Source organism: Mycobacterium sp. 1245801.1, from assembly GCF_001673055.1.
In the GTDB taxonomy this organism is placed as follows: Bacteria; Actinomycetota; Actinomycetes; order Mycobacteriales; family Mycobacteriaceae; genus Mycobacterium; species Mycobacterium europaeum_A.
In genome coordinates, this window is sequence record NZ_LZKY01000026.1 from 1 (window position 1) to 20,418 (window position 20,418).

The 20,418-nt window shown below is 68.9% G+C and carries 21 protein-coding genes; 11 read left to right on the plus strand and 10 right to left on the minus strand.

Annotated elements, in window-relative coordinates; genetic code table 11:
* Positions 1-145: 145 nt before the first annotated feature.
* Entirely contained in the window at positions 146-379 is a 234-nt protein-coding gene (locus tag A5622_RS01525) for a general stress protein CsbD (RefSeq protein ID WP_066866528.1), read from the minus strand.
* A 148-nt stretch (positions 380-527) separates the two neighbouring features.
* Here A5622_RS01525 and A5622_RS01530 point away from each other — a divergent pair, with 148 nt between their 5' ends.
* The 4 genes from A5622_RS01530 (at position 528) to A5622_RS01545 (ending at position 4,028) form a co-directional block, all read left to right on the plus strand.
* Positions 528-968, plus strand: coding sequence for a nuclear transport factor 2 family protein (locus tag A5622_RS01530; RefSeq protein ID WP_066876266.1), 441 nt, complete (start codon positions 528-530; stop codon positions 966-968).
* 80 nt (positions 969-1,048) lie between these two features.
* A complete protein-coding gene (locus A5622_RS01535) occupies positions 1,049-1,477 on the plus strand; it encodes a DoxX family protein (RefSeq protein ID WP_066876222.1) in 429 nt (142 codons plus the stop codon).
* A 212-nt stretch (positions 1,478-1,689) separates the two neighbouring features.
* Positions 1,690-3,072, plus strand: coding sequence for a wax ester/triacylglycerol synthase family O-acyltransferase (locus A5622_RS01540; RefSeq protein ID WP_066876224.1), 1,383 nt, complete (start codon positions 1,690-1,692; stop codon positions 3,070-3,072).
* 74 nt (positions 3,073-3,146) lie between these two features.
* Positions 3,147-4,028 (plus strand): alpha/beta fold hydrolase, encoded by an 882-nt coding sequence (locus A5622_RS01545; protein WP_066876226.1) that lies wholly within the window; start codon positions 3,147-3,149, stop codon positions 4,026-4,028.
* A 7-nt stretch (positions 4,029-4,035) separates the two neighbouring features.
* On the opposite strand, the gene A5622_RS01550 is transcribed toward A5622_RS01545, so the two are convergent.
* The 3 genes from A5622_RS01550 to A5622_RS01560 are packed head-to-tail and all read right to left on the minus strand — an operon-like array spanning position 4,036 to position 7,303.
* Positions 4,036-4,881 carry a mycofactocin-coupled SDR family oxidoreductase gene (locus A5622_RS01550; RefSeq protein WP_066876228.1) on the minus strand — a complete coding sequence of 282 codons (846 nt, stop codon included), beginning with the start codon at positions 4,879-4,881 and terminating at the stop codon, positions 4,036-4,038.
* Positions 4,878-5,681, minus strand: a complete 804-nt coding sequence (locus tag A5622_RS01555) for a mycofactocin-coupled SDR family oxidoreductase (RefSeq protein WP_066869804.1) — start codon at positions 5,679-5,681, stop codon at positions 4,878-4,880. Before A5622_RS01555 ends, A5622_RS01550 begins: the two co-directional genes overlap by 4 nt.
* Positions 5,678-7,303 carry an NAD(P)/FAD-dependent oxidoreductase gene (locus A5622_RS01560; protein WP_066876230.1) on the minus strand — a complete coding sequence of 542 codons (1,626 nt, stop codon included), beginning with the start codon at positions 7,301-7,303 and terminating at the stop codon, positions 5,678-5,680. Before A5622_RS01560 ends, A5622_RS01555 begins: the two co-directional genes overlap by 4 nt.
* 233 nt (positions 7,304-7,536) lie before the next feature.
* Here A5622_RS01560 and A5622_RS01565 point away from each other — a divergent pair, with 233 nt between their 5' ends.
* Genes A5622_RS01565 through A5622_RS01575 form a run of 3 tightly spaced genes read left to right on the plus strand, consistent with a single transcriptional unit; the run spans position 7,537 to position 11,101 of the window.
* Positions 7,537-8,721 (plus strand): acyl-CoA dehydrogenase family protein, encoded by a 1,185-nt coding sequence (locus tag A5622_RS01565; RefSeq protein ID WP_066869810.1) that lies wholly within the window; start codon positions 7,537-7,539, stop codon positions 8,719-8,721.
* Positions 8,722-8,729: 8 nt separating this feature from the next.
* Positions 8,730-9,638 carry a biphenyl-2,3-diol 1,2-dioxygenase gene (bphC, locus tag A5622_RS01570; protein ID WP_066869813.1) on the plus strand — a complete coding sequence of 303 codons (909 nt, stop codon included), beginning with the start codon at positions 8,730-8,732 and terminating at the stop codon, positions 9,636-9,638.
* Positions 9,635-11,101: an FAD-dependent oxidoreductase gene (locus A5622_RS01575; protein ID WP_066876232.1), complete on the plus strand. Its 1,467-nt coding sequence runs from the start codon at positions 9,635-9,637 to the stop codon at positions 11,099-11,101. The genes bphC and A5622_RS01575 overlap by 4 nt, the downstream gene beginning before the upstream one ends.
* Here A5622_RS01575 and A5622_RS01580 read toward each other — a convergent pair.
* From A5622_RS01580 to A5622_RS01605, 6 genes are all read right to left on the minus strand, one after another.
* Entirely contained in the window at positions 11,062-11,661 is a 600-nt protein-coding gene (locus tag A5622_RS01580; protein ID WP_232002815.1) for a DinB family protein, read from the minus strand. The two genes, A5622_RS01575 and A5622_RS01580, sit on opposite strands and share 40 nt — an antisense overlap.
* Positions 11,662-11,678: 17 nt before the next feature.
* Positions 11,679-12,869: an NAD(P)-binding protein gene (locus A5622_RS01585; protein WP_066876235.1), complete on the minus strand. Its 1,191-nt coding sequence runs from the start codon at positions 12,867-12,869 to the stop codon at positions 11,679-11,681.
* Positions 12,862-13,527, minus strand: a complete 666-nt coding sequence (locus A5622_RS01590; protein ID WP_066869822.1) for a TetR/AcrR family transcriptional regulator — start codon at positions 13,525-13,527, stop codon at positions 12,862-12,864. Before A5622_RS01590 ends, A5622_RS01585 begins: the two co-directional genes overlap by 8 nt.
* 74 nt (positions 13,528-13,601) lie before the next feature.
* On the minus strand, positions 13,602-14,234 hold the full coding sequence (locus A5622_RS01595; RefSeq protein ID WP_197498034.1) for a TetR/AcrR family transcriptional regulator: 633 nt from the start codon (positions 14,232-14,234) through the stop codon (positions 13,602-13,604).
* A gap of 66 nt (positions 14,235-14,300) precedes the next feature.
* Positions 14,301-15,524 carry a zinc-binding dehydrogenase gene (locus tag A5622_RS01600; protein WP_232002817.1) on the minus strand — a complete coding sequence of 408 codons (1,224 nt, stop codon included), beginning with the start codon at positions 15,522-15,524 and terminating at the stop codon, positions 14,301-14,303.
* A complete protein-coding gene (locus A5622_RS01605) occupies positions 15,521-16,333 on the minus strand; it encodes a short-chain dehydrogenase/reductase (RefSeq protein WP_066876237.1) in 813 nt (270 codons plus the stop codon). Before A5622_RS01605 ends, A5622_RS01600 begins: the two co-directional genes overlap by 4 nt.
* A gap of 202 nt (positions 16,334-16,535) precedes the next feature.
* Here A5622_RS01605 and A5622_RS01610 point away from each other — a divergent pair, with 202 nt between their 5' ends.
* From A5622_RS01610 to A5622_RS01625, 4 genes are all read left to right on the plus strand, one after another.
* Positions 16,536-17,453 (plus strand): alpha/beta fold hydrolase, encoded by a 918-nt coding sequence (locus A5622_RS01610; RefSeq protein WP_232002818.1) that lies wholly within the window; start codon positions 16,536-16,538, stop codon positions 17,451-17,453.
* Positions 17,454-17,587: 134 nt separating this feature from the next.
* Positions 17,588-18,535, plus strand: coding sequence for an alpha/beta hydrolase (locus tag A5622_RS01615; protein ID WP_066876241.1), 948 nt, complete (start codon positions 17,588-17,590; stop codon positions 18,533-18,535).
* Positions 18,536-18,663: 128 nt separating this feature from the next.
* A complete protein-coding gene (locus tag A5622_RS01620; RefSeq protein WP_066876243.1) occupies positions 18,664-19,476 on the plus strand; it encodes an IclR family transcriptional regulator in 813 nt (270 codons plus the stop codon).
* Positions 19,473-20,396 (plus strand): alpha/beta hydrolase, encoded by a 924-nt coding sequence (locus A5622_RS01625; RefSeq protein ID WP_066869841.1) that lies wholly within the window; start codon positions 19,473-19,475, stop codon positions 20,394-20,396. The genes A5622_RS01620 and A5622_RS01625 overlap by 4 nt, the downstream gene beginning before the upstream one ends.
* Positions 20,397-20,418 lie beyond the last annotated feature (22 nt).

A 20,418-nucleotide genomic window follows, 5' to 3' on the forward strand; every position in this document is an offset into this window, starting at 1 on the left:
GTCGCATCGGCGCCCTTGCCGATGAGGCCGCGCGCGGCATCGTTGAGCTTCATGCGTGGTTATACAGCCCGGCGCGGAATTTCATTCCCAATGCTCACACGCGGCGGCCCGGCCACGCCTGTGACCGGGCCACCCTCAGACGTTGCTACTGTTCGGCTTTTTGCCGAGCCTCGTTGATATCGGCGGCCTTGCGGGCGCTCTCGGCCTCGGCCTCTTTCTGGGCCGCCTCGCGCTGCGCGTCGGCCTTGTCCTGCTGGGCCTGGCCCTCGCGCCTCAGGTCGTCACGGCCGGCGACCGCGCCGGCGACTTCCTTGACCTTGCCCTTGATGCCCTCGACGATGCCCTCGACGGCCTCCGCGGGACCACTCTTGTCCGACATGCGTTCTCCCTCCATGGCGTGCACGCGCCCGTGTCGTGCAATCGACTCCCTTATTGCCCAACCGCCGGATTCTCGAAACTTCGGCCAGACCGTGCAATACGCCTACGCTGTTGACCCAGAAGGGTCGGCGGGGCGAGGAGTCGTGACGGTGCAGATGTGGGAACTGGTCGCCCGCGAGCGGATTCGGGATACCCTGGCGCGCTACAACTGGTCCGGCGACGCCGGCCGCCTCGACGACCTGGCGGCGACGTTCTGCGCCGACGGCGTCCTCGAGATCCGGGGTTTCGAGCCATTGCACGGGCGGTCGGACATCGCGGCCTTCCTGGGCGGCGTCACGGGCAGGATCGCCGTCGACACCGACGCCAAACCGATTGTGCGCCATAACGTCGCGAACGTGTTGTTCACCGAGGTGACACCCGACCGGGCTCGGGTCGACTGCTACTTCACCGTGGTCACCCACATCGGCCTGGACCACTACGGCCGGTACCGCGACATCCTGGTTCCCGACGGTGGCGCCTGGCTGATCAAGCACCGCAAGGTCTCGACCGACTGGGCGGCTCCCGACTCCGCAATGGCCCGCCGGCCCTAGCGGCACCGCGATCGCTGGCCCCGCGAAACCTGTTGTTCGCGTGACGTTTCCGCGCCACGACCACCGAGAAAGGATCGACCATGGGGACATCCGACACCGACCGGGCCGTGGCCTACCTGCTGGTTCGGCTGACCATCGGGGCCAGCCTGTTCGGCCACGGCCTGGTCCGGTTGCCGAAGCTGGGCGCGTTTCACGCCCAGCTGATGAGTGAGTTCACGAAGTCGATGCTGCCCGCCGTCGCGGTCTCGGGATGCGGTTACGCGCTGCCGTTCGCGGAGCTGACCATCGGAGCGCTGTTGCTGGCCGGTGTGCTGACCCGGACGGCCGCCATCGCCGGCGCACTGGTGATGGTCGGTCTGGTCCTGGGCGCCACGTCGATCGAGCACTTCAACGTGATCGGCGACCAACTCGTGCACGCGCTCTTTCTCGTCGGCGTGATTGCGTTCCGCGGGCACAACCGCTACTCCGTCGACCACCTGCTCACCGCCCGCCAGTCGACCAGCGCATAATCTCCACGCCCGTCGGCGCGCCGGGCGCCCGCGGCGCGGCGATTTCGTTAAATGTCTTGACGAAATGTTTGCCCCAAGCCCCTCAACGGCTACAGCTAGAAGTCACACACCAAAAGATTGCGGTCTCCCGATTGGGCGCGCTTGCGGAGCTCCGGGAATGACCGTGGGTCAGGTGACCAGCGGTCATGGCCGCACAACCGAGACGAGCAACGATGCAACGACTCAGCGGATTGGACGCGTTCTTTCTGCACCTGGAATCGCCGACGCAGCCTTTGAATGTTTGCTGCGTGCTGGAGTTGGACCCGTCGACGATGCCCGGCGGCTACACCTTTGATCGCTTCAGTGCGGCGCTGCGCGAGCGGCTTGATGCGGTGCCCGAATTCCGCCTCAAGCTGGCCGACAACCAACTGAACCTCGACCACCCCGTGTGGGTCGACGACGACCGGTTCGACACGGCTCGCCACCTGCACCGCGTGGCCCTGCCGTCGCCGGGAGGCCCGAAAGAATTAGCGGACATCTGCGGCCACATCGCCGGGCTGCCGCTCGATCGTGACCGGCCGCTGTGGGAGATGTGGGTGATCGAAGGCCGGCACGGCACGGACGCACTGTCCGTCGTCCTCAAGGTCCACCACGCGGTGGTCGACGGCGTGGGCGGCGCCCACCTGCTCTCGCAGTTGTGCAGCGACGTGCCCGACGCCCCGCCGCCGGAACCGGCCGAGCGCGCCGGCGCGGCGAATCCACTACAGATCGCCGCGAGCGGGCTGATCGGGGCGGCGTTGCGGCCGTGGCGGCTGGCCCGAGTCCTGCCGGCCACGGCGCTGACCGTGGCGGAGACGGTGCTGCGCGCCCGCGGCGGCGGCCAGACGATGGCGGCCCCGTTCGCGGCGCCGCCGACCGCGTTCAACGGCTCGTTCACCCGGCGCCGCAACGTGGCGCTGACCAACGTGGACCTCGAGGACGTCAAAACCGTCAAAAACCGGTTCGGGGTCACCGTCAACGACGTCGTGACGGCGCTGTGCGCCGGGGCGTTACGGCAGTACTTCCAAGACCGCGACGCGCTGTCCGACGTCCCCCTGGTCGCGAGCGTGCCGGTGTCGGTGCGCGGCAAGTCCACCCGCACGGGCCGCAACCAGATGACCTGGATGCTCTGCCGCCTCGAAACCCACGTCGACGACCCCGTACAACGGCTGGCGAGCATCGCCGAGGGAAACGCCGCGGCGAAGGACCACTCCGCGGCGCTGGGCCCGACGCTGCTGCACGACTGGACGCAAGTGGCCGGGCAGACCCTGTTCGGTGCGGCCCGACGGCTGCTGCCGCGACTCCCCCTGCCCGAGAACCCGCCGCACAACCTGGTGCTGTCGAACGTCGCCGGCCCGCAAGAACAGCTCTACTTCCTGGGGTGCCGCCTCGACGCGATGTATCCGCTCGGCCCGATCATCGCCGGCGCCGCGCTGAACATCACGGTGATGTCGCTCAACGGCCGGCTGGGCATCGGCATCATCTCCTGCCCGGACCTGGTTCCGGACCTTTGGGACCTCGCCGATGCGTTTCCCGCCGCGCTCAAAGAGCTGCTGAGTTGCGGCGAGCCGGCCTGATCTGCCCGGTCTGATCCGCCCGGTCAGCGGAACCCCGTCCATCCTCGCCGCCGCGGCATGGCAGGGTGACATCCGTGGCAGACACTTCGGAACCGACGAGCGTCGCGGCGCACGACCTGCGCGAAATCAGCACTGACAAGGGCGCTTTGCGCTACTACGACACCGGCGGAACCCATTCGGGGCCGGCGCTGCTGTTCCTGCACGGCTCCGGCCCCGGTGTCACCGGCTGGCGCAACTTCCGCGGCGTGCTGCCCGCCTTCGCCGAGCGGTTCCGCTGCCTGATCCTGGAATTTCCCGGCTTCGGGGTCAGCGACGACTTCGGCGGCCACCCGATGGTCACCGCCTTCGGCACGGTGGCGCCCTTCCTGGACGCGCTCGGCGTGGACAAGGTGCACATCGTCGGCAACTCGATGGGTGGTGGCGTCGGCATCAACTTCGCGACCCACAATCCGGACCGCGTCGGCCGGCTGGTGACCATCGGCGGGATCGGCACCAACATCTTCAGTCCCAGTCCCAGCGAAGGCATTCGGCTGCTGCAGGAATTCGTCGAGGACCCCACGCGGCAGCGGCTGGTCGACTGGCTCAAGTCGATGGTCTACGACCAGGCGCTGGTCACCGACGAGCTGATCGAGGAACGCTGGCAGCTGGCCACCGACGCGGACACCCTGGCCGCGGCGCGACGCATGTACGGCAAGGCGGCATTCGCCGGGATGAACGCCGCGCTGAACGCCGCCGACCGGCCGCTACCGTGGGCGACGATGCACAAGCTCACCGCGCCCACGCTGCTGACCTGGGGCCGCGACGACAGGGTGAGCCCGCCGGACATGGCGCTGATCCCGATGCGCACCATCCCCAACGCGGAGCTGCACATCTTCCCCAACTCCGGGCACTGGGCCATGATCGAGGCCAAGGCGGCGTTCGAAAGCACCGTGCTGGCTTTTCTTTCGCGCGGCTAGCCAGTTCTTATCGCTGGGTGGCTCCGGCGTCGACGGGCAGGACGATCGCGGTGATGTAACGGGCCTCGTCCGAGGCCAGAAACAGCGCGGCGTTGGCCACGTCCACCGCGCCCACCCAGGGCACCGCGAGCATGTTCATCGAGCGGGCCGCCTCGGCGAATTCCGCGCGGGTGGGGGGCCGGTCCAAGTCGGGCCGGAATGCGGCGCCCACCACGTCATTGTGGATCATGGGCGTGTCGACGTTGGTCGGGCTGATGCAGTTGACCCGAACGTTGTGCGGCGCAAGCTCATTGGCTAGGCTGCGCATCATGCCGATCACGCCGTGCTTGGCGGCGGTGTAATGCGCGACGCCGACCAGCCCGCGCAGGCCCGCGATGGAACTCGTCAGGGTCATCGAACCCGCCCCGCGCGCGATCAGGTGCGGCGCGGTCGCGCGGCAGGTGTGCCATACCCCGGTCAGGTTGACGTCGAGCATTGTGCGCCAGGCGTTTTCGTCGAGCTCGACCGCCATGCCGCGGGAGGTGATGCCCGCGGTCGCGCAGACCGCGTCGAGACCACCGAACCGCTCGGCCCCGCGGTCGGTGGCGGCCTGCACACCGGCGAGGTCTCGCACGTCAACGATCTCGGTGTGCGCGAGCCCGCCGGCATCGCGCACCAGCGACGCCGTGGTGTCGAGGTCGGCGGGGGTGCTGTGCGGGATACGCACGGTGTCGACCGGGCCACACACGTCGAGCGCCACGATGTTCGCACCCTCCTGCGCGAACCGCACCGCCTGCGCGCGGCCGATCCCGCGCGCCGCTCCGGTGACCAGGGCGACCTTGCCGTGCAGTCGCCCGCCGCGCGTGGCGCTCACGTCGTCTTCTGCGTCAGGCCGGCGTCGACCACCAGCTGCGTGCCGGTGACGTAGCGGGCCGCGTCCGAGGCCAAAAACAGCACGGCGTTGGCGATGTCGACGGGCTCGACCCACGGCACCGGCAGCAGGTTGCGCGCCTGCAGCACCTCGGCCGCGTCGGCCGCCGTCGGGTTGTCCAGGTCCGGCCGGAGCCGCCGAAAAGTGGCCTCGTTGAGCACCATTGGGGTGGCCACCGGGCCGGGGTGCACGGTGTTGACCCGGATGCCGCGCGGCCCGAGCTCGTTCGCGAGGGTGCGCGCCAATCCCACCACCGCGTGCTTGCTGGCGGTGTAGTGGGCGGTGTTGGGCAGGCCGCGCAGGCCGCTGGTGGAGCTGATGACGACCACCGAGCCGCCGCGATCACCCAGGTGCGGCACGCTCGCCCGGACGGTATGCCAGACGCCGGTGAGGTTGATGTCGAGCGTGCGCTGCCAGACCTGGGGGTCCAGTTCCCACGACGGTGCGCCGGGCAGGTGGACCCCGGCGTTGGCGACGACGACGTCGAGCCGGCCCAACGCGGCCACGCCGGCGTCGATGGCGGCCGTCATCGCTTCGAGCTCGCTGACGTCGGCCAGGCCGGTCACGCACCGCCGGCCGCGGTCGTCGACTCGGCTTGCCGTAGCGCGCAACTCGTCGGCCGCCGCGGGCGCGTCGAGCGCGATCACGTCGGCACCCTCGTCGGCGAACCGCTCACAGTGCACCCGGCCGGTCCCCTTGGCCGCACCGGTGACCACCACAACCTTGTCCAGCAACCCCGTCATCGTTCGATTAGATCGAAGCCGCGATAGCCGGCGCCGGCGACCTCGGCGCAGATGTCGTTGTATGTCGCGAAGCCCCCGGTGAACAGCATGAAGCCGCGCGGCTTTCCCGGCACGTTGGCGCCCATGTACCAGGAGTTGGCCTTGGTGAACAGCGTGGTCTCGGCCCGGCGGGCGCATTCGGCGCCCCACTCGTCCACGCTGTCCACGGTGGCTTCCAGCGCGGCGTAACCGTGCCGGTCCAGGTGGGTGATGGCCTCGGCGATCCAGTTCACCTGGGCCTCGGCGTGCAGCACCATGTTCGCCAGCACGGCGGGTGCCCCCGGACCCGAGACCAAAAACAGGTTGGGGAAGCCGTCGACGCCCAGCCCCAGATAGGTGCGGGGTCCGTGCGCCCAATCGTCTCGCAGGGCGGTGCCGCGCCGGCCGACGATGTCGATCTTGCCCAGCGCCCCGGTCATCGCGTCGAAACCCGTTGCCAGCACGATCATGTCGACGTCGTAATGGGCTTCGGTGTTATCGGCCCCGGCGGTGTTGATGCCGGTGGCGTCGACGGATTCGATCGGGGTGGCCCGGACACTGATCAGCGACACGTTCGCCCGGTTGAAGGTCTGAAAATAGTTGCTGTCGGTGCAGATTCGTTTGGTGCCGATCGGGTGGTCGGTGGGAATCAGCAGGTCGGCGACCGCCGGATCGTCGATGACGGCCCGGACCTTCTCCTCGTAGAACCTGCGGGCCTCGTCGTTGGCCTCCAGGTCGGTCAGCTGGTCCGGGAACGTCTTGGAGAACAGCACGCCGCCTTGCTGCCAACGCTTTTCGAACGCCGCACGCCGCTCCTCGGCGGTGAACTGCATCGTCGGCCTGGGGGCGGTGATGTGCGGCGAGCCACCGCCGCTGCGCCACGACAGCGCACGCCGCTGCGCGTAACCGGCCTTGATCTCGTCGAGCTCGGCGGCGGACAGGGGCCTGTTGCCGGCCGGGACGCTGTAGTTGGGGGTGCGCTGGAAGACGTAGAGGTGGGCGGCGGACTCGGCGATGACCGGAATCGACTGAATGCCGGAGGATCCCGTGCCGATGACCGCCACCCGTTTGCCGGTGAAGTCGACGGGCCGGTGCGGCCACCGCGCGGTGTGGTAAAGCTCGCCGGCGAAGGTGTCCAGGCCGGGGAAGTCCGGGGTCAGCGCGGCCGACAGCGGACCCGTCGCCATCACCACGAACCGCGCCGAAAAGCATTGTCCCGCATCGGTGGTGACCGTCCAGCGCAACGCCGCCTCGTCGAGGTGCGCCGACACCACGCGGGTGCGCAACGCGATGTCGCGGCGCAGGTCGAGCTTGTCGGCGACCCAGTTCAGGTACGCCAGGATCTCGGCCTGGGTGGCATACCGTTCGGTCCAGTTCCACTCCTGCTGGAGTTCGTCGGAGAACGAGTAGCAGTAGTCGACGCTCTCGACGTCGCAACGCGCTCCCGGATACCGGTTGTGGTACCAGGTGCCGCCCAGTTCGGGCGCGGCCTCCAGCACCCGCACCGACAGGCCCTGCCCGCGCAGTTTGTGCAGCGCGTACAGGCCGGCGAACCCCGCGCCGACCACGACGACGTCGAGGGACCGCGCGCCGGGAACGTTCACAACGAGTCACCGTAGGGCCTCGGCCGGCGCGGCCCGCGCGGCCTCCCGGTCACCGGACGCTTGCGGCGAGTTTTCCCGGCCACCGGGCGTGGGTGGCCGGCGGCGAGGTTCGCGTCGAATTCCGACGCCTGTGGTGTCCGCTCATCGGGATTTCCTTTGGGACGGGCCTCGACTGCGGTAGACCATTACTTAGCCCCCACACGTGCTTAGCCCACACACGTAAGGACAACGATATGAGCGAGCGGGTACTCGACCGGGTAGTGGCCATGGCGGACCAGTTGCGCGACCAGGCCGCCGAAGCCGAACGCATCGGGCGGCTCACCGACGACACCGTCAAGCTGATGAAGGGCGCCGGCCTGATCCGGCTGTTGCAGACCAAGCAATATCAGGGCTTCGAGGTGCACCCGCGCGAGTTCGCCGAGACGACGATGGCCACCGCGGCACTGGATCCGGCGGCCGGCTGGATCGTGGGCGTCGTCGGCGTGCACCCCTACCAGTTGGCGTACGCGGACCCGAAAGTCGCCGCCGAGATTTGGGCCGACGACGTCGACACCTGGATGGCCTCCCCCTACGCGCCGCAGGGCGTGGCCAAACCCGTCGACGGCGGTTACGTCTTCAACGGGCGCTGGCAGTTCAGCTCGGGCACCGACCACTGCGACTGGATCATCCTGGGGGCAATGCTCGGCGACGAGAAGGGCATCCCGCTGATGCCACCGCAGATGCTGCACATGATCTTGCCCCGCAAGGACTACGAGATAGTCGACGATTCGTGGAACGTGGTGGGGCTGCGCGGGACCGGCTCCAAGGACGTCATCGTCAAGGACGCGTTTGTGCCCAGCTACCGGACCATGGACGCGACCAAGGTGATGGACGGCACCGCCCAGCGCGAGGCCGGCATGACCGAACCCCTCTACCTGATGCCGTGGTCGACGATGTTCCCGCTGGGCATCTCCGCGGCCACCATCGGGATCGCGGAGGGTGCACTCGCCGCGCATCTGGATTATCAGCGCGAACGGGTCGGCGCCACCGGCACCGCAATCAAGGACGACCCCTACGTCATGCACGCCATCGGCGAGGCGGCCGCCGACATCAACGCGGCGCGTCAGGAGCTGCTGGCCAACGCCGACCGCATCTACGACATGGTCGCGGCCGGCAAGGAGGTGTCCTTCGCCGATCGGGCGGCCGGGCGCCGCACGCAGGTGCGCGCGGTGTGGCGTGCGGTGTCGGCGGTCGACGAGATCTTCGCCCGCTCGGGCGGCAACGCGGCGCGGATGGACAAGCCGCTGCAACGATATTGGCGTGACGTGCACGTCGGCCAGATGCACGCCATCCATGTCCCGGGCACCACCTATCACGCGGCGGCGCTGAGCTCGATCGGCATCGACCCGCCCGAGGGTCCGCTGCGGGCCCTGATCTAGGAGCATTAGTGAGCGACCTGAAAAGCCTTGGCTACATCACCATTTCGACCAATGACATCGACCGCTGGCGGCAGTTCGCCTTCGGCGTGCTGGGGTTCGCCGAAGGTAAGGGCCCCGATCCTTCGGCGCTGTACCTGCGGATGGACGAGCGGGCGGCCCGGCTCATCGTGGTGCCCGGTGAGACCGACCGGGTGCTGACCGTCGGCTGGGAAGTGCGCGACCACCCGGCCCTGCAGCGCGTGCAGGCCACCCTCGACGGCGCAGGCGTCGCGTACAAGCAGCTGTCCCCCGACGACGCCGAGGCGCGCCGGGTCGAAGAGGTGATCACCTTCGAAGATCCCGCCGGCACCACGCTGGAGGTGTTCCACGGCGCGGTGCTCGACCACAGCCCGGTCGTCACGCCGTTCGGCGCGAAGTTCGTCACCGGTGATCAGGGCATGGGCCACGTGGTGGTGCCGGCCACCGACCCCAACGGGCTGTTCGACTTCTACACCGAGGTCCTCGGGTTCCGGGCCCGTGGCGCGTTCCGGGTGCCGTTGCCCAAAGAGTTTGGGCCCGTGCGGGTTCGGTTCCTCGGCATCAACGAGCGACACCACAGCCTGGCGATCGTGCCGGCCGCACACCAGCGCGACCCGCGCCTGGTCCACATCATGGTGGAGGTCGACACCCTCGACGCCGTCGGGCAGGCGCTGGACCGGGTCAACGCCGAGGGATTCCAGCTGTCGTCCACCCTGGGGCGACACACCAACGACAAGATGGTCTCGTTCTACGTCCGCGCACCCGGTGACTGGGACATCGAATTCGGCACCGACGGGATGCGGGTCGACGAAACCTATTACACCGCAGAGGAAATCACCGCCGACAGCTACTGGGGCCACCAGTGGGTCGGCGAAATGCCCGCGGCCATGCGGCTGTGACGCCCGACTCCGACGTGACGCCGGTCGCGGCGTCGAAGATCACCTCGTGGGACGCCGAGGCCGACGTCGTCATCGCCGGCTACGGGGTCGCCGGTGCGGCCGCGGCGGTGGAAGCGGCCCGGTCCGGCGCCGACGTCCTGGTGCTCGAGCGCACCGGCTCCTGGGGCGGGGCGGCGTCGATGGCCGGCGGCTTCATCTATCTCGGCGGCGGTACCCCGATCCAAACGGCTTGCGATTTCCCCGATTCCGTCGACAACATGGCGGCATTCCTCAACGTCGCGATGGGCCCCGGCGCCGACGAGAACAGGATCGCCGACTACTGCGCGGGCAGCGTCGCCCACTTCGACTGGCTGGTCGGCTGCGGCGTGCCGTTCAAGGCGGAATTCTTCTCCGAGCCCGGCTGGGAACCGATGGGCGATCAGGGGCTGATGTACAGCGGCGGCGAAAACTCCTTTCCGTTCAACACCATCGCCACCCCCGCGCCGCGCGGGCACGTCCCGCAGATGCAGAACAAGAAGCAGGGCGAGGCCAGCGCCGGCTACATGCTGATGAAGCCCCTCGTCGAAACCGCCACTGCCGCAAGCGCACGCGCGCTGTACGACGTGCGGGTGCAGCGGCTGATCACCGAGTCCGACGGCCGAGTGGTCGGCATCCGGGCCCGCCGGTATGGCACCGAGATGAGCATCCGGGCGCGCAACGGCGTGGTGCTCGCGACGGGCAGCTTCGCCTACAACGACGCGATGGTGGCGCGCTACGCGCCGCGGATCGCCGGGCGCCCGGCCGCCTCGATCGAGCAGCATGACGGGCAGGCGATCCGGATGGCGCAGGCGCTCGGCGCCGATCTGGCGCACATGGACGCCACCGAGGTCGCGATCTTCATCGACCCGCAGCAGCTGGTGCGCGGAATCCTGGTCAACGGACGGGGCCAGCGCTACGTCGCCGAGGACACCTACCCGGGCCGGATCGGCCAGCTCACGCTCTATCAGCAGGACAACGTCGCCTATCTCATCATCGACGGCGACGCCCAGGAGGAGGCGATGGCCTCGTGGTCGCCGAAGTTCATGCTGCGCCCGGCGACCTGGGTGGCCGACACCGTCGCCGACCTGGAAACCGAGATGGGGCTGCCGCCGGGGTCGCTGCAGGCGACCGTGGCCGCCTACAACGCGGGCGCCGCGCGCGGCGAGGATCCGCTGCTGCACAAGAAGCCGGAGTGGATCAAGCCGATCGGCTCCCCCGTCGGCGCGGTCGATCTGCGGGAGAACACCGGCGGTTTCACGCTGGGCGGGCTGGCCACCACGCTGGACGCCGAGGTGCTCCATGTCAGCGGCGCGCCCATCCCGGGCCTCTTCGCCGCCGGCCGGTGCACGGCCGGGCTGGCCGCCTGGGGCTACGCCAGCGGCGTCTCGCTGGGTGACGGCAGCTTCTACGGCCGGCGCGCCGGGCGCTCGGCCGCCAAAGGCTGAGTCTTCTGCGCCTGGCGGGCCGCGCGCTCGATACGTTCATGCAGCGCAGCCCAATACGGGCCGTCGACGTCGGGAAGGCCGGAGCGGCCCGGCTGTGACCCGGCTTGGTTGTCGACGAGTTCGCGAACGATGTCAGCGTGGCCCGCGTGGCGGGCGGTCTCGGCGAGCATGTGCACGAGGATTCGCCCGAGCGTCACCGAGCGCCGGTCTTCGGGCCAGCCGGGCGCGACACCGGGATGCTCGAGGTCAAGTGCCGCAATGGTGCGATCGGAGTGCGCGCACGCCCGCCGGTACAGATCGACGATGTCACCCCGGCTCTCGTCGGGCGCCGCCCACATGTCGACCGTGGGCTCTGCCGGGCGGCTCAGCCACAGCGGAGGACGCGGGAAAGGCCGGGCGAACACATCGCCGAAATAGCCGATCTCGCAGCCGGTCAGGTGCTTGACCAAGCCCAGCAGGTTGGTGCCGTGCGGGGTCATCGGTCTGCGGACGTCGTATTCGGACAGTCCGTCGAGCTTCCAGACCACCGCCGCACGCGCGTCGCGCAGCTGTCGATGCAAGTCATCCTTGAGACCGATCACGGTGCGCTTCGGCCCGAGGACGCGCGCGTGCGCACCTTGGTCAGCGCGGCGGTGGCGGCCGCGGCGGCGGCAATGGCGCTGTTGATGGAGATTTCGCCGCGCATGCCCGGCGCGGAGACCATGTCGCCGACCAGGTACACGCCGTCGCCGCGGTAGACGGCCGGCCGGTCGCGCCAGGTCTGGCCGGGCAGGTCCAGGGCGCCGGTGCGGCCCTTGGCGATGGCGGTGCGGTGAAAGGTGGTGCGCTCGCGCCAGTTCGGCAGCGCTTGGTCGGCGAGGCCTTCCAGTCGCCGGTGCGCGTCCGCGTGTGACTCGCCGGCGCGGACGGGCATCTGCAGTTGGTAGAGCGCCTCTTCGGCGGGCGCCACCGAATCGTCCTGCATGCTATAGCTCTCGTGGAAGCCGCCCTCGTCGAGATCGAAGATCAGATTGGTGTCCTTGCGGCCGGCCTTGACGGCGATGTCGAGCAGCGCGGCGTGTCCGCTTGTCCAACTGAGACTTTCGTCCCCCAGCAGGGAGCGCGCCGCGGCGATGTCGGTGGCCACGATGACCGGGCCGCCAGCGGGCAAGGTGTCGATGCGCGCCGCGGTCTGCACCGCGACGCCGAGTTCCTTCGCGCGGTCGGCCATCCTGTCGATGACGGTTTGCCAGCCGCCACGAACCCAGCGCACCGCGGGCGGGTTGGGGCCGAGGACCCGTTGGAACAGCGTCCACACAAACGCCGCCGAAAGTTGGCCGGTGTCAGCGTGATAGGTGACGACGCTGATCGCGTTGGCCATCTGGGTGGCCGTCTTTTCGCCCCACCGCCCGCTGGCCCAGGTGTGGAAGTCGACGTCGACGGGCGCGGTGAGCCATTTGCGCGATTGCGGGCGCAGCATCGGTAGCGGCGGCAGCGCACGGATGCGCCCGTCGGCGCGAAAGTGCAGCAGTGCGGCCATGGCGACCGGACCGGGCCACCCGAGGCGTTTGACGAAGCCGCGCTTTTTCAGCCACTTGTAGTGCGGACCATCGGCGTAGAACACGTGCGCACCGTCGTGGGCGACATAGGGCGGCGGTGTGGCACGGCCGCGGCCACCCAGGCGATCGTGCGCTTCGTAAAGCCGCACCGGGACACCGGCTTCCGCGCATGCGATGGCGGCGGTCAGGCCGCCGAGACCACCGCCGATCAGGCTGATGTGGCTACCCATCGTTGTTCCTTTCTTCGGGGTTGGGCGTCGGATCCGACCACTGCAGTCGGGCAGCGATCATTTCCGCGGTGGAACGCAGGTATCGCTCCTCGTCGATGGCGGCCGGGTGTTCACCGCCGAACGTGTCGCGGATCAGCCAGTAATGCGCGACCGCGCTGAGCACCACGACGGCGGCGGCGTCCCAGTCGTGTGCGCCGTGGTCCGGCCCGGCCAGTTCGGCCAACCCGCGGGAGATCACCGACAGCACCTGCAGGTACTCGTTGCGGCGGAACACCTCGAGGACCTCCGGGGAGGCCGAGGTGTCGCGCAACAGGATCCGGGTGACGTCGCGGTTGTGGTCCAGCCGGCCCAACCCCACCCGGCAGAGCAGCACGAGCCTGTCGACCAGCCCGGCACCGGAGGCCACCTGGTCGAGCAATTCCAGTACCGAGAAGCCGGGCTCGAAGAACGGCGCCCACTGGTCGCGATCGGCGAGGGTCTCGCCGATGGCTTCGTAGAGCAGTTGGTCCTTGGAGCGAAAGTGCCGGTACAGCGCGCCCGAGCCCGGCGACAGCCCGGCGGCCTGTTCGATCTGGGCGATCGTGGTGGCCGCGAACCCGCGTTGCCCGAACAGGCGCAGCGCTTCGGTGATGATCCGCTGTCGCGACGTGACGGGCACGGCGCCTCCCAACAAGTAAGTGCTTACTTGCAGTAAAGCAGCGGCCGGCACCGGCCGCAAGACGCGGTGGTGGCTCAGGCGTGCGGCAGCCGGTCGAAAACGGCGAGGACCAGGACGTGGGTGGCGTTGATGAGTTGCGCCCGGCGGCGCCGGCGATCCTGCAGGAGCCAGAGCGTGGCGGCGGTGGTGATGGCGCCGATGATTTCCTCGGCGATGATGGCCCGCTGCGCCTTGGGCAGTGTGGTCTTGGTGAAGGCGGCGGCCGCCAGAGTCTCCACCGAGGCGGCGAATCGCTGGGTTTGCGCGGCCCAGGCGGCATCCACTGCCGGGCTTACGCCGAGGATCTCCAGCAGGGTGATCCGCGCCCGCCGCTGGTCGGCGTCGATGGCTTCGAAATAGCCTGTCAGCGCCGCCCGTAACTGAACGTCGAGGGTGTCCGCCGGCGCCTGGGCGACGGCGCTCACCATGGCCTGGTGTATTTCCTCGGCGCATCGCTGGTAGCAGGCGAGCAACAGTGTCTCGCTGTCGGGAAACGATTCGTAGAAGTACCGCTTCGACAGCCCGGCGCTGGCGCAGACCTGGTCGACCGTCGCGGCGCGGTAGCCGACCGTGCCGAACACGTCGACGGCGGCCTCGATGAGGCGCGTGCGCCGCTGCTCGGCCCGTTGGCCGGGGGTGGCTCCTCGATACGTTCGCGACGGCTGCACTACCCGATATTGACACACGCGGGTTCCCGATTCGGGTTGTTGAGGTGCTCGTTCGCGGCATGGTCATCAGGCCGTGAGGACGGCCTTGATGGCGTTTCCGTGGCAGTGCTCGCGCAGGGCGCCCGGAGCGTCGTCGAACGAGGCGGTGAGGGTGGTGACCAGCTCGGGTCGCAGCTTTCCCGCGGCCATGAGTTCGAGCACCGAAGGCATGACGGCGCGGACGTGACTGCGACCGATGTGCAACGTCACGTTGCGCACGTAGCAGGCGGCCAAGGGCACGCTGGCGCGCCGGTGCAGCGACCAGACGCAGGTGCAGATGCCGTCGGGCGCGGTGTGACGAAGTACCTGTCGGAGCCCGCTCGGGGTGCCGGTGGCGTCGACGGTCAGCGCGGCGGTCGGCCACTCGCGGGGGTGCCGCGGATCCAGCGCATGGAAACCCAGTTGCTCGGCGCGATCGCGGACGGCCGCACGGCCGTCGACGATGTGAATTCTGCGCGCGCCCAACGCCTGAGCGATCAGTCCGGTACACAGCACCGCGCTGGAGGTCATCGGCTCACGGCTGCCCATGCGGCCCACGATGAGCGTCTCGGCGTCGGGATCGGCGGCCAGCAGGCCGGGTAGGTGTGGCGCGACTTGCCGGTAGGCGTCGCAGACGTTATCCCCCACCCCGGCCGCGGCGGCCGGCTCGACGCCGTCGGGCAAGGCCACGAGCATCGCATCGGCGAAGGGAACGGCCATCAGGTCGGCCAACGCGCCGCCCCAAAGGCCACCGGAGATGCCGAACCCGTACATCGACGCCGGGGGAACCGACAGGCAGCTGCCGGTGTGGCCACGCCGGCAGGCGGAACAGCGCCCGCAGCTGATCTGGAACGGCACCACCACCCGGTCGCCGATCCGAACGGAGGTCACCTCGTCCCCCACCTCGACCACTTCGGCCACGCATTCGTGGCCGAGGTGCAGCGGCAGCGGAAATGGGGTGCGGCCCAGCATCATTGCCCGGTCCACGTCGCAGGTCGCCACGGCGACCGGTCGCACGATCGCGGCCTGCGGGCCGGGCAGGGCGGGGCCGGGCAGCGACCGCCAGCGCAGCGCGCCGCCGGGGTAGGCGACGAGCCCGCGCATGCTTTGCCGGCTCGCCCCGCGGCGCCCGCCGCTCCCCCGGCCCAGTTGCTTGATCCGCATCTTGGTGTCGCGGTGCAGCGGCAGGCGCGCGGCCGACAGCGCGTCGGGACTCAGCAGCCTGGCGTAGTGGCCCAGCGCCGTGCGGGCCCGAACGAGATCGGTGTTCATCCTTGGTCCTCCAAGACCTGCGCCAGCCGTGTGCGCAATTGACGTTCCAGTGGCGGGGTCGACAGCAGCGGCTTCGCCCAGCGGGCCATCGCCACCCAGCGGGGCATGGCAACCCGGGCAGCCCGCCGCTGCACCGCGTCGGCGAGCTTTTCCCCACAGTCATCCGCCGACAGCGTCCGCCTGAGCGGACGCGGAAGTGTGGCCAGCATGGCGGCGAAGCCGGCAGAATCGGACATGGCACGCCGGAATAGTGGGGTGTCGACCCACGACATATGGGCCGAGCCGACATCGACGCCGCGCCAAGCCATCTCGAGTCGCAATGCGTTGGCGAACTGCTCCGCACCTGCCTTGCTCGCCGCGTATGCGGCCAGACCTGGAGCAGCGACGAAGGACGCAACCGACGCGACCACCAGTACGTACCCTTTTGCGCTGACGAGTGCGGGCAATGCGGCGCCGACGGTGTTGAACAGGCCGATGAGATTGATGTCGACGACTTGGCGGAACTGCGCCGGCTGCATGTCGAGCACCGGCGTCCAGGAACCCACGCCGGCGTTGGCCACGACGGCATCAAGGCGACCGAACTGCCGAATGCCGGCATCGACCGCCGTTCGCATGGCGTCGGGATCGCGAACATCGCCTTGCACAACCAGGCTTCGGCCGGGCCCGAATTCGCCTGCCAACGCTTGCAGTGCGGGCCCATCGACGTCCACGAGAAGAAGCCTTGCGCCACGGCGGTACAGCGCGCGCGCCGTGCTCGCGCCGATTCCGCTGCCGGCCCCGGTGACCAACACCGCCTTGTCGACAACCACGACGGGCCTCCTTCGGGAACGGAACGGTTCCAGTTTCGTATCAGGAACGGCGCCGTGTCAATATCTGTTAAACAGGTTGTTCGAACGCGGCTTTGCACCGCCATTCCGCATACGTGCGCGGAACGCGGTTGGCGTCCCGGCAGGACATGCATCCCACCGATTGGGCCATGCGCGCGTCGCACGGTTGATCGCCTCAGCCGCAGTGACGACAGTTGGTGGCGGCGGCGTTCAATCAATCAAACGTTCCGCCACTGGTTGTGCTCACCATGACGAAGGCGGCCCGCTGATGAGTGTTTTTCGCGTCGAAGCCGGCGACGGGGAGGCGGTACTGCTGCTGCATGGCTATCCCCAGAGCGCATCGTGCTGGCGCCACCAGATTCCGGCGTTGGCCCAAAGGCACCGCGTCGTCGCCGTCGACTGGCCGGGCTTCGGGCGCTCCGATCCGCCCGACACGCCCGCGACATATGAGAACGAGGTAGGACGGCTCGATTGTCTCGTCGATTCGCTGGGACTGCGGCAATTCAATCTGGTCGCTCACGACTACGGCGCGTTCCTCGGTTTGGGTTATGTGCTGCGCCACCCGCAAAAAGTCATGCGCCTGGCGGTGCTGAACTCACGCGCGCACAGCGTCTTTCGACCGATGTTCTATCGTTTCCTGCTTCAACAACGCTGGGCCGTGACTCATGCTCCCGGCGTCGTGCGCAACCTTCCGCTACGGCGGCTGCATCACGTTGCGTTGCGCCCGTATCGCCGGCTCGGGTGCTTCGACGACGCCCTCGAAGCCGAGTATCTGGCATGGATGGACACGCCGCCCGGGCGGCAAACGTTCGTTGATTTTTTCCGTGATTACCGGGTGCCCGCGGTGCCCGAATTGGCCGCCGGGTTGGAGCGGATCCGATGTCCGACGGCGATCATCTGGGGCGACAGGGATCGCACTATTCCCTTTGCGACCGGCCGAGAACTTGCGGAGCGAATTCCGGCGGCGACCCTGACCCGCATTGCCGGCGCGGACCACTTCGTCATGGAGGAGCGGCCCGACGAAGTCACGGCAGCGCTACTGGACCTGCTGGCCCGCCCCTGCCGGGCATCCCGGGATCCGGCTGCGACGGACCTATGGTAGCCGCTTGCATTACATACATACTGCATGTATCTTCGGGCGTACGTCATTGGACTTACAGCGCAACCGCGGCGGGGATGTCCACGGTCTAATGCGTTGCAGCCCAGGCTATTCCCGTATGCCAAAGGAGCAAAGTCATGGCACCTAGCACCCAGCGCCATAAGGTGATGTTCCCCAGCGCCGACGGCCAATGCGCCGCCTGGCACTACCCGGGCGAGAACGGGGCGTGCGTGGTCATGGCTGCCGGGCTGGCCGTCACCAAGGAACCCGGGACCGATCGTCTGGCCAAGCGCTTCCAAGACGCCGGCTACCACGTGCTCGCCTTCGATTACCGTTGCCTCGGGGAAAGCAGCGGCACGTCAAGGCAACTAGTGCGTTTCCGCGACCAGTTGGCCGACTACCACGCCGCCGTGGACTTCGCCGCAACGCTGCCGGGCGTGGTCCGCGACAAGTTGGCCATATGGGGGTTCTCGGCTTCCGGCGGGCACGCACTCGTCATAGCCGCACGTCATCCCCGCGTTGCCGCAGCGATAGCGCACGCACCCGCGGTCGACGGCCTCCATGCCATGCGTAACGCGTTGCGGTACATGACACCTCAGGCGTTCACCAGGTTGATCAGCCGCGCCACTGTCGACACCGTCGGTGGAATGTTTGGGCGCCAGCCCCTGCTCGTTCCGCTGGCCGGTGAGCGCGGCGCCGTGGCGGCGTTGACCACACCGGATTCGCGAAACTACGTCCGAGCGCTCAACCCCGGAAACCGCTACCCCGAATGGCGCCAAGCGGTGGCCGCGCGGTCGGCGGTACGCATCGGCTTCTACCGGCCCGGCCGATACGCCAAGCACATTCGGTGCCCGCTGCTCGTTGTCGCCTATTGCGATGACGGCGTGGCTCCGCCCGGACCGGCAATCCATGTGGCGCAACGGGCCTCCCGCGGCCAGCTCGCCCTGTTACCCGGTGGTCACTACGCGGCATTTCTCGACGGCGAGGAGGAGGCCGTGCAGGCCATGCTCTCCTTCCTGGCCCGCGCGTTGTCGCGCCCCGGGCTTACGCGCGATGCGGCGCCCCGTTCCATTCCGCGAACGTAAGCCCGCTGCGACTTTCGGCCCGGGTTTCCGCGGTGGGCTTACGCTCGCGGGCTCGAGGTATGTGACGCGGACCACCTTCATGTGGTAGACATATATTCCTAATAGGAATATGCCAGCCAGGAGGCTCAGTGTCAGCGCCCGCCGAAACCCCCACCGCGGTCATCGACCGCATCACGCTTGTCCTGGACGCATTCGACGGACCCGGGCGCCTCACGCTGGCCCAGATCGTCCGGCGCACCGGCCTGCCCCGCTCGTCGGCGCACCGAATGCTCGAACGTCTGGTGCAGCTGCGCTGGCTGCGCCGCAGCGGCCGCGACTACGAGCTGGGCATGCGCCTGGTCGAGTTGGGCTCGCTCGCCGTGCATCAGGACCGCCTGGTGCGCGCAGCCGCCCCGCTGCTGGGTGAATTGCACCGCGCGACAGGGTTGGTCGTGCATTTGGCGGTCCTCGACGGACCCGACGTCGTCTACCTCGACAAGATCGGCGATTCGCCGCTGGCGCCAATCCCCACCCGGGTCGGCGGCCGCCAGCCCGCGCACTGCACCGCCGTCGGCAAGGCGATGCTGGCGTACCGCGAGGGGGACGCCCCGGTGGACTTGCGGGTCCGCAGCACCAAGTACTCGATCGCCACCGGCGCGCAGCTGGCGGTCGAACTGTCCCGGGTGCGCGCGCACGGCGTCGCCTTCGAGCGCGAGGAATCTCTGCTCGGATTCGGTTGTGTGGCGGCGCCCATCGGCGATCCGGGTGAAGCCGTCGCGGCGGTGTCGGTGTGCGGTCCGATGAACCGGATGACGTTCGACCAGCGATTGATCGCCCCGGTCCGGATGACCGCGATGGGCATCTGGCGCCACGCCGAGGACGGCCCGCAACGCGTCGCGCCCACCCTGCAACCCCTTCGTCCGCTGCGTCTCGCGCCGCGCCCCGCGTTGCAATACGCGTGAGGCTCGACCCGCAGATCGCCCCGATCATCGAGCAACTGGATAGTGGGTTCCCACCGGTTCACCAGATGAGCGGCGCCGAGGCCCGAGCGCTGATCCGGTCCAGGTTGGTGCCACCGGCGCGGCCCGAACCGGTCGCCGAGGTCACCGATCGCTCGATCGAGGGTCAGGGCGGCCCCATCCCCGTGCGCAGCTACCGGCCCGAGGCGGCGGGGCCACTGCCCGTCGTCGTGTATGCGCACGGCGGCGGGTTCGTGTTTTGCGACCTGGACAGCCACGACGACCTGTGCCGAAGCCTGGCCAATCTTGTTCCCGCCGTGGTGGTTTCGGTTGGCTATCGGTTGGCCCCGGAGAACACCTGGCCGGCGGCGGCCGAGGACGTGTACGCCGCGACGTGCTGGGCCTATGACAACGCCGCCGCGCTCGGATCCGATCCCGGGCGTCTGGTCGTGGGTGGCGACAGCGCCGGCGGCAATCTGGCCGCGGTGGCCACGGTCATCTCTCGCGACCGCGGCGGCCCGATGCCGGCAGCCCAGCTGCTGATCTACCCGGTGATCGCGGCCGATTTCGACACCGAGTCCTACCGGCTTTTCGGCCAGGGCTACTACAACCCGAAGCCGGCACTGCGGTGGTACTGGGATTGCTATGTGCCGTCGAGCGAAGACCGCGCGCATCCCTACGCCACACCGCTGAACGCCGACCTACGCGGACTACCGCCCGCCGTGCTGGTGGTCGCCGGCCACGACCCGCTGCGCGACGAAGGATTGGCCTTCGGCGCCGCGCTCGAGGCGGCCGGCGTCCCCACCCGGCAATTGCGGTACGAGGGCGGCATCCACGGGTTCATGACGATGCCGATGCTCGACCTCGCGCACCGGGCGCGCAACGAGGCCGCCGCAGCGCTGGCCGATCTGCTGCGGCGGTAACGCGCCGGCTTCGACGGTTGAC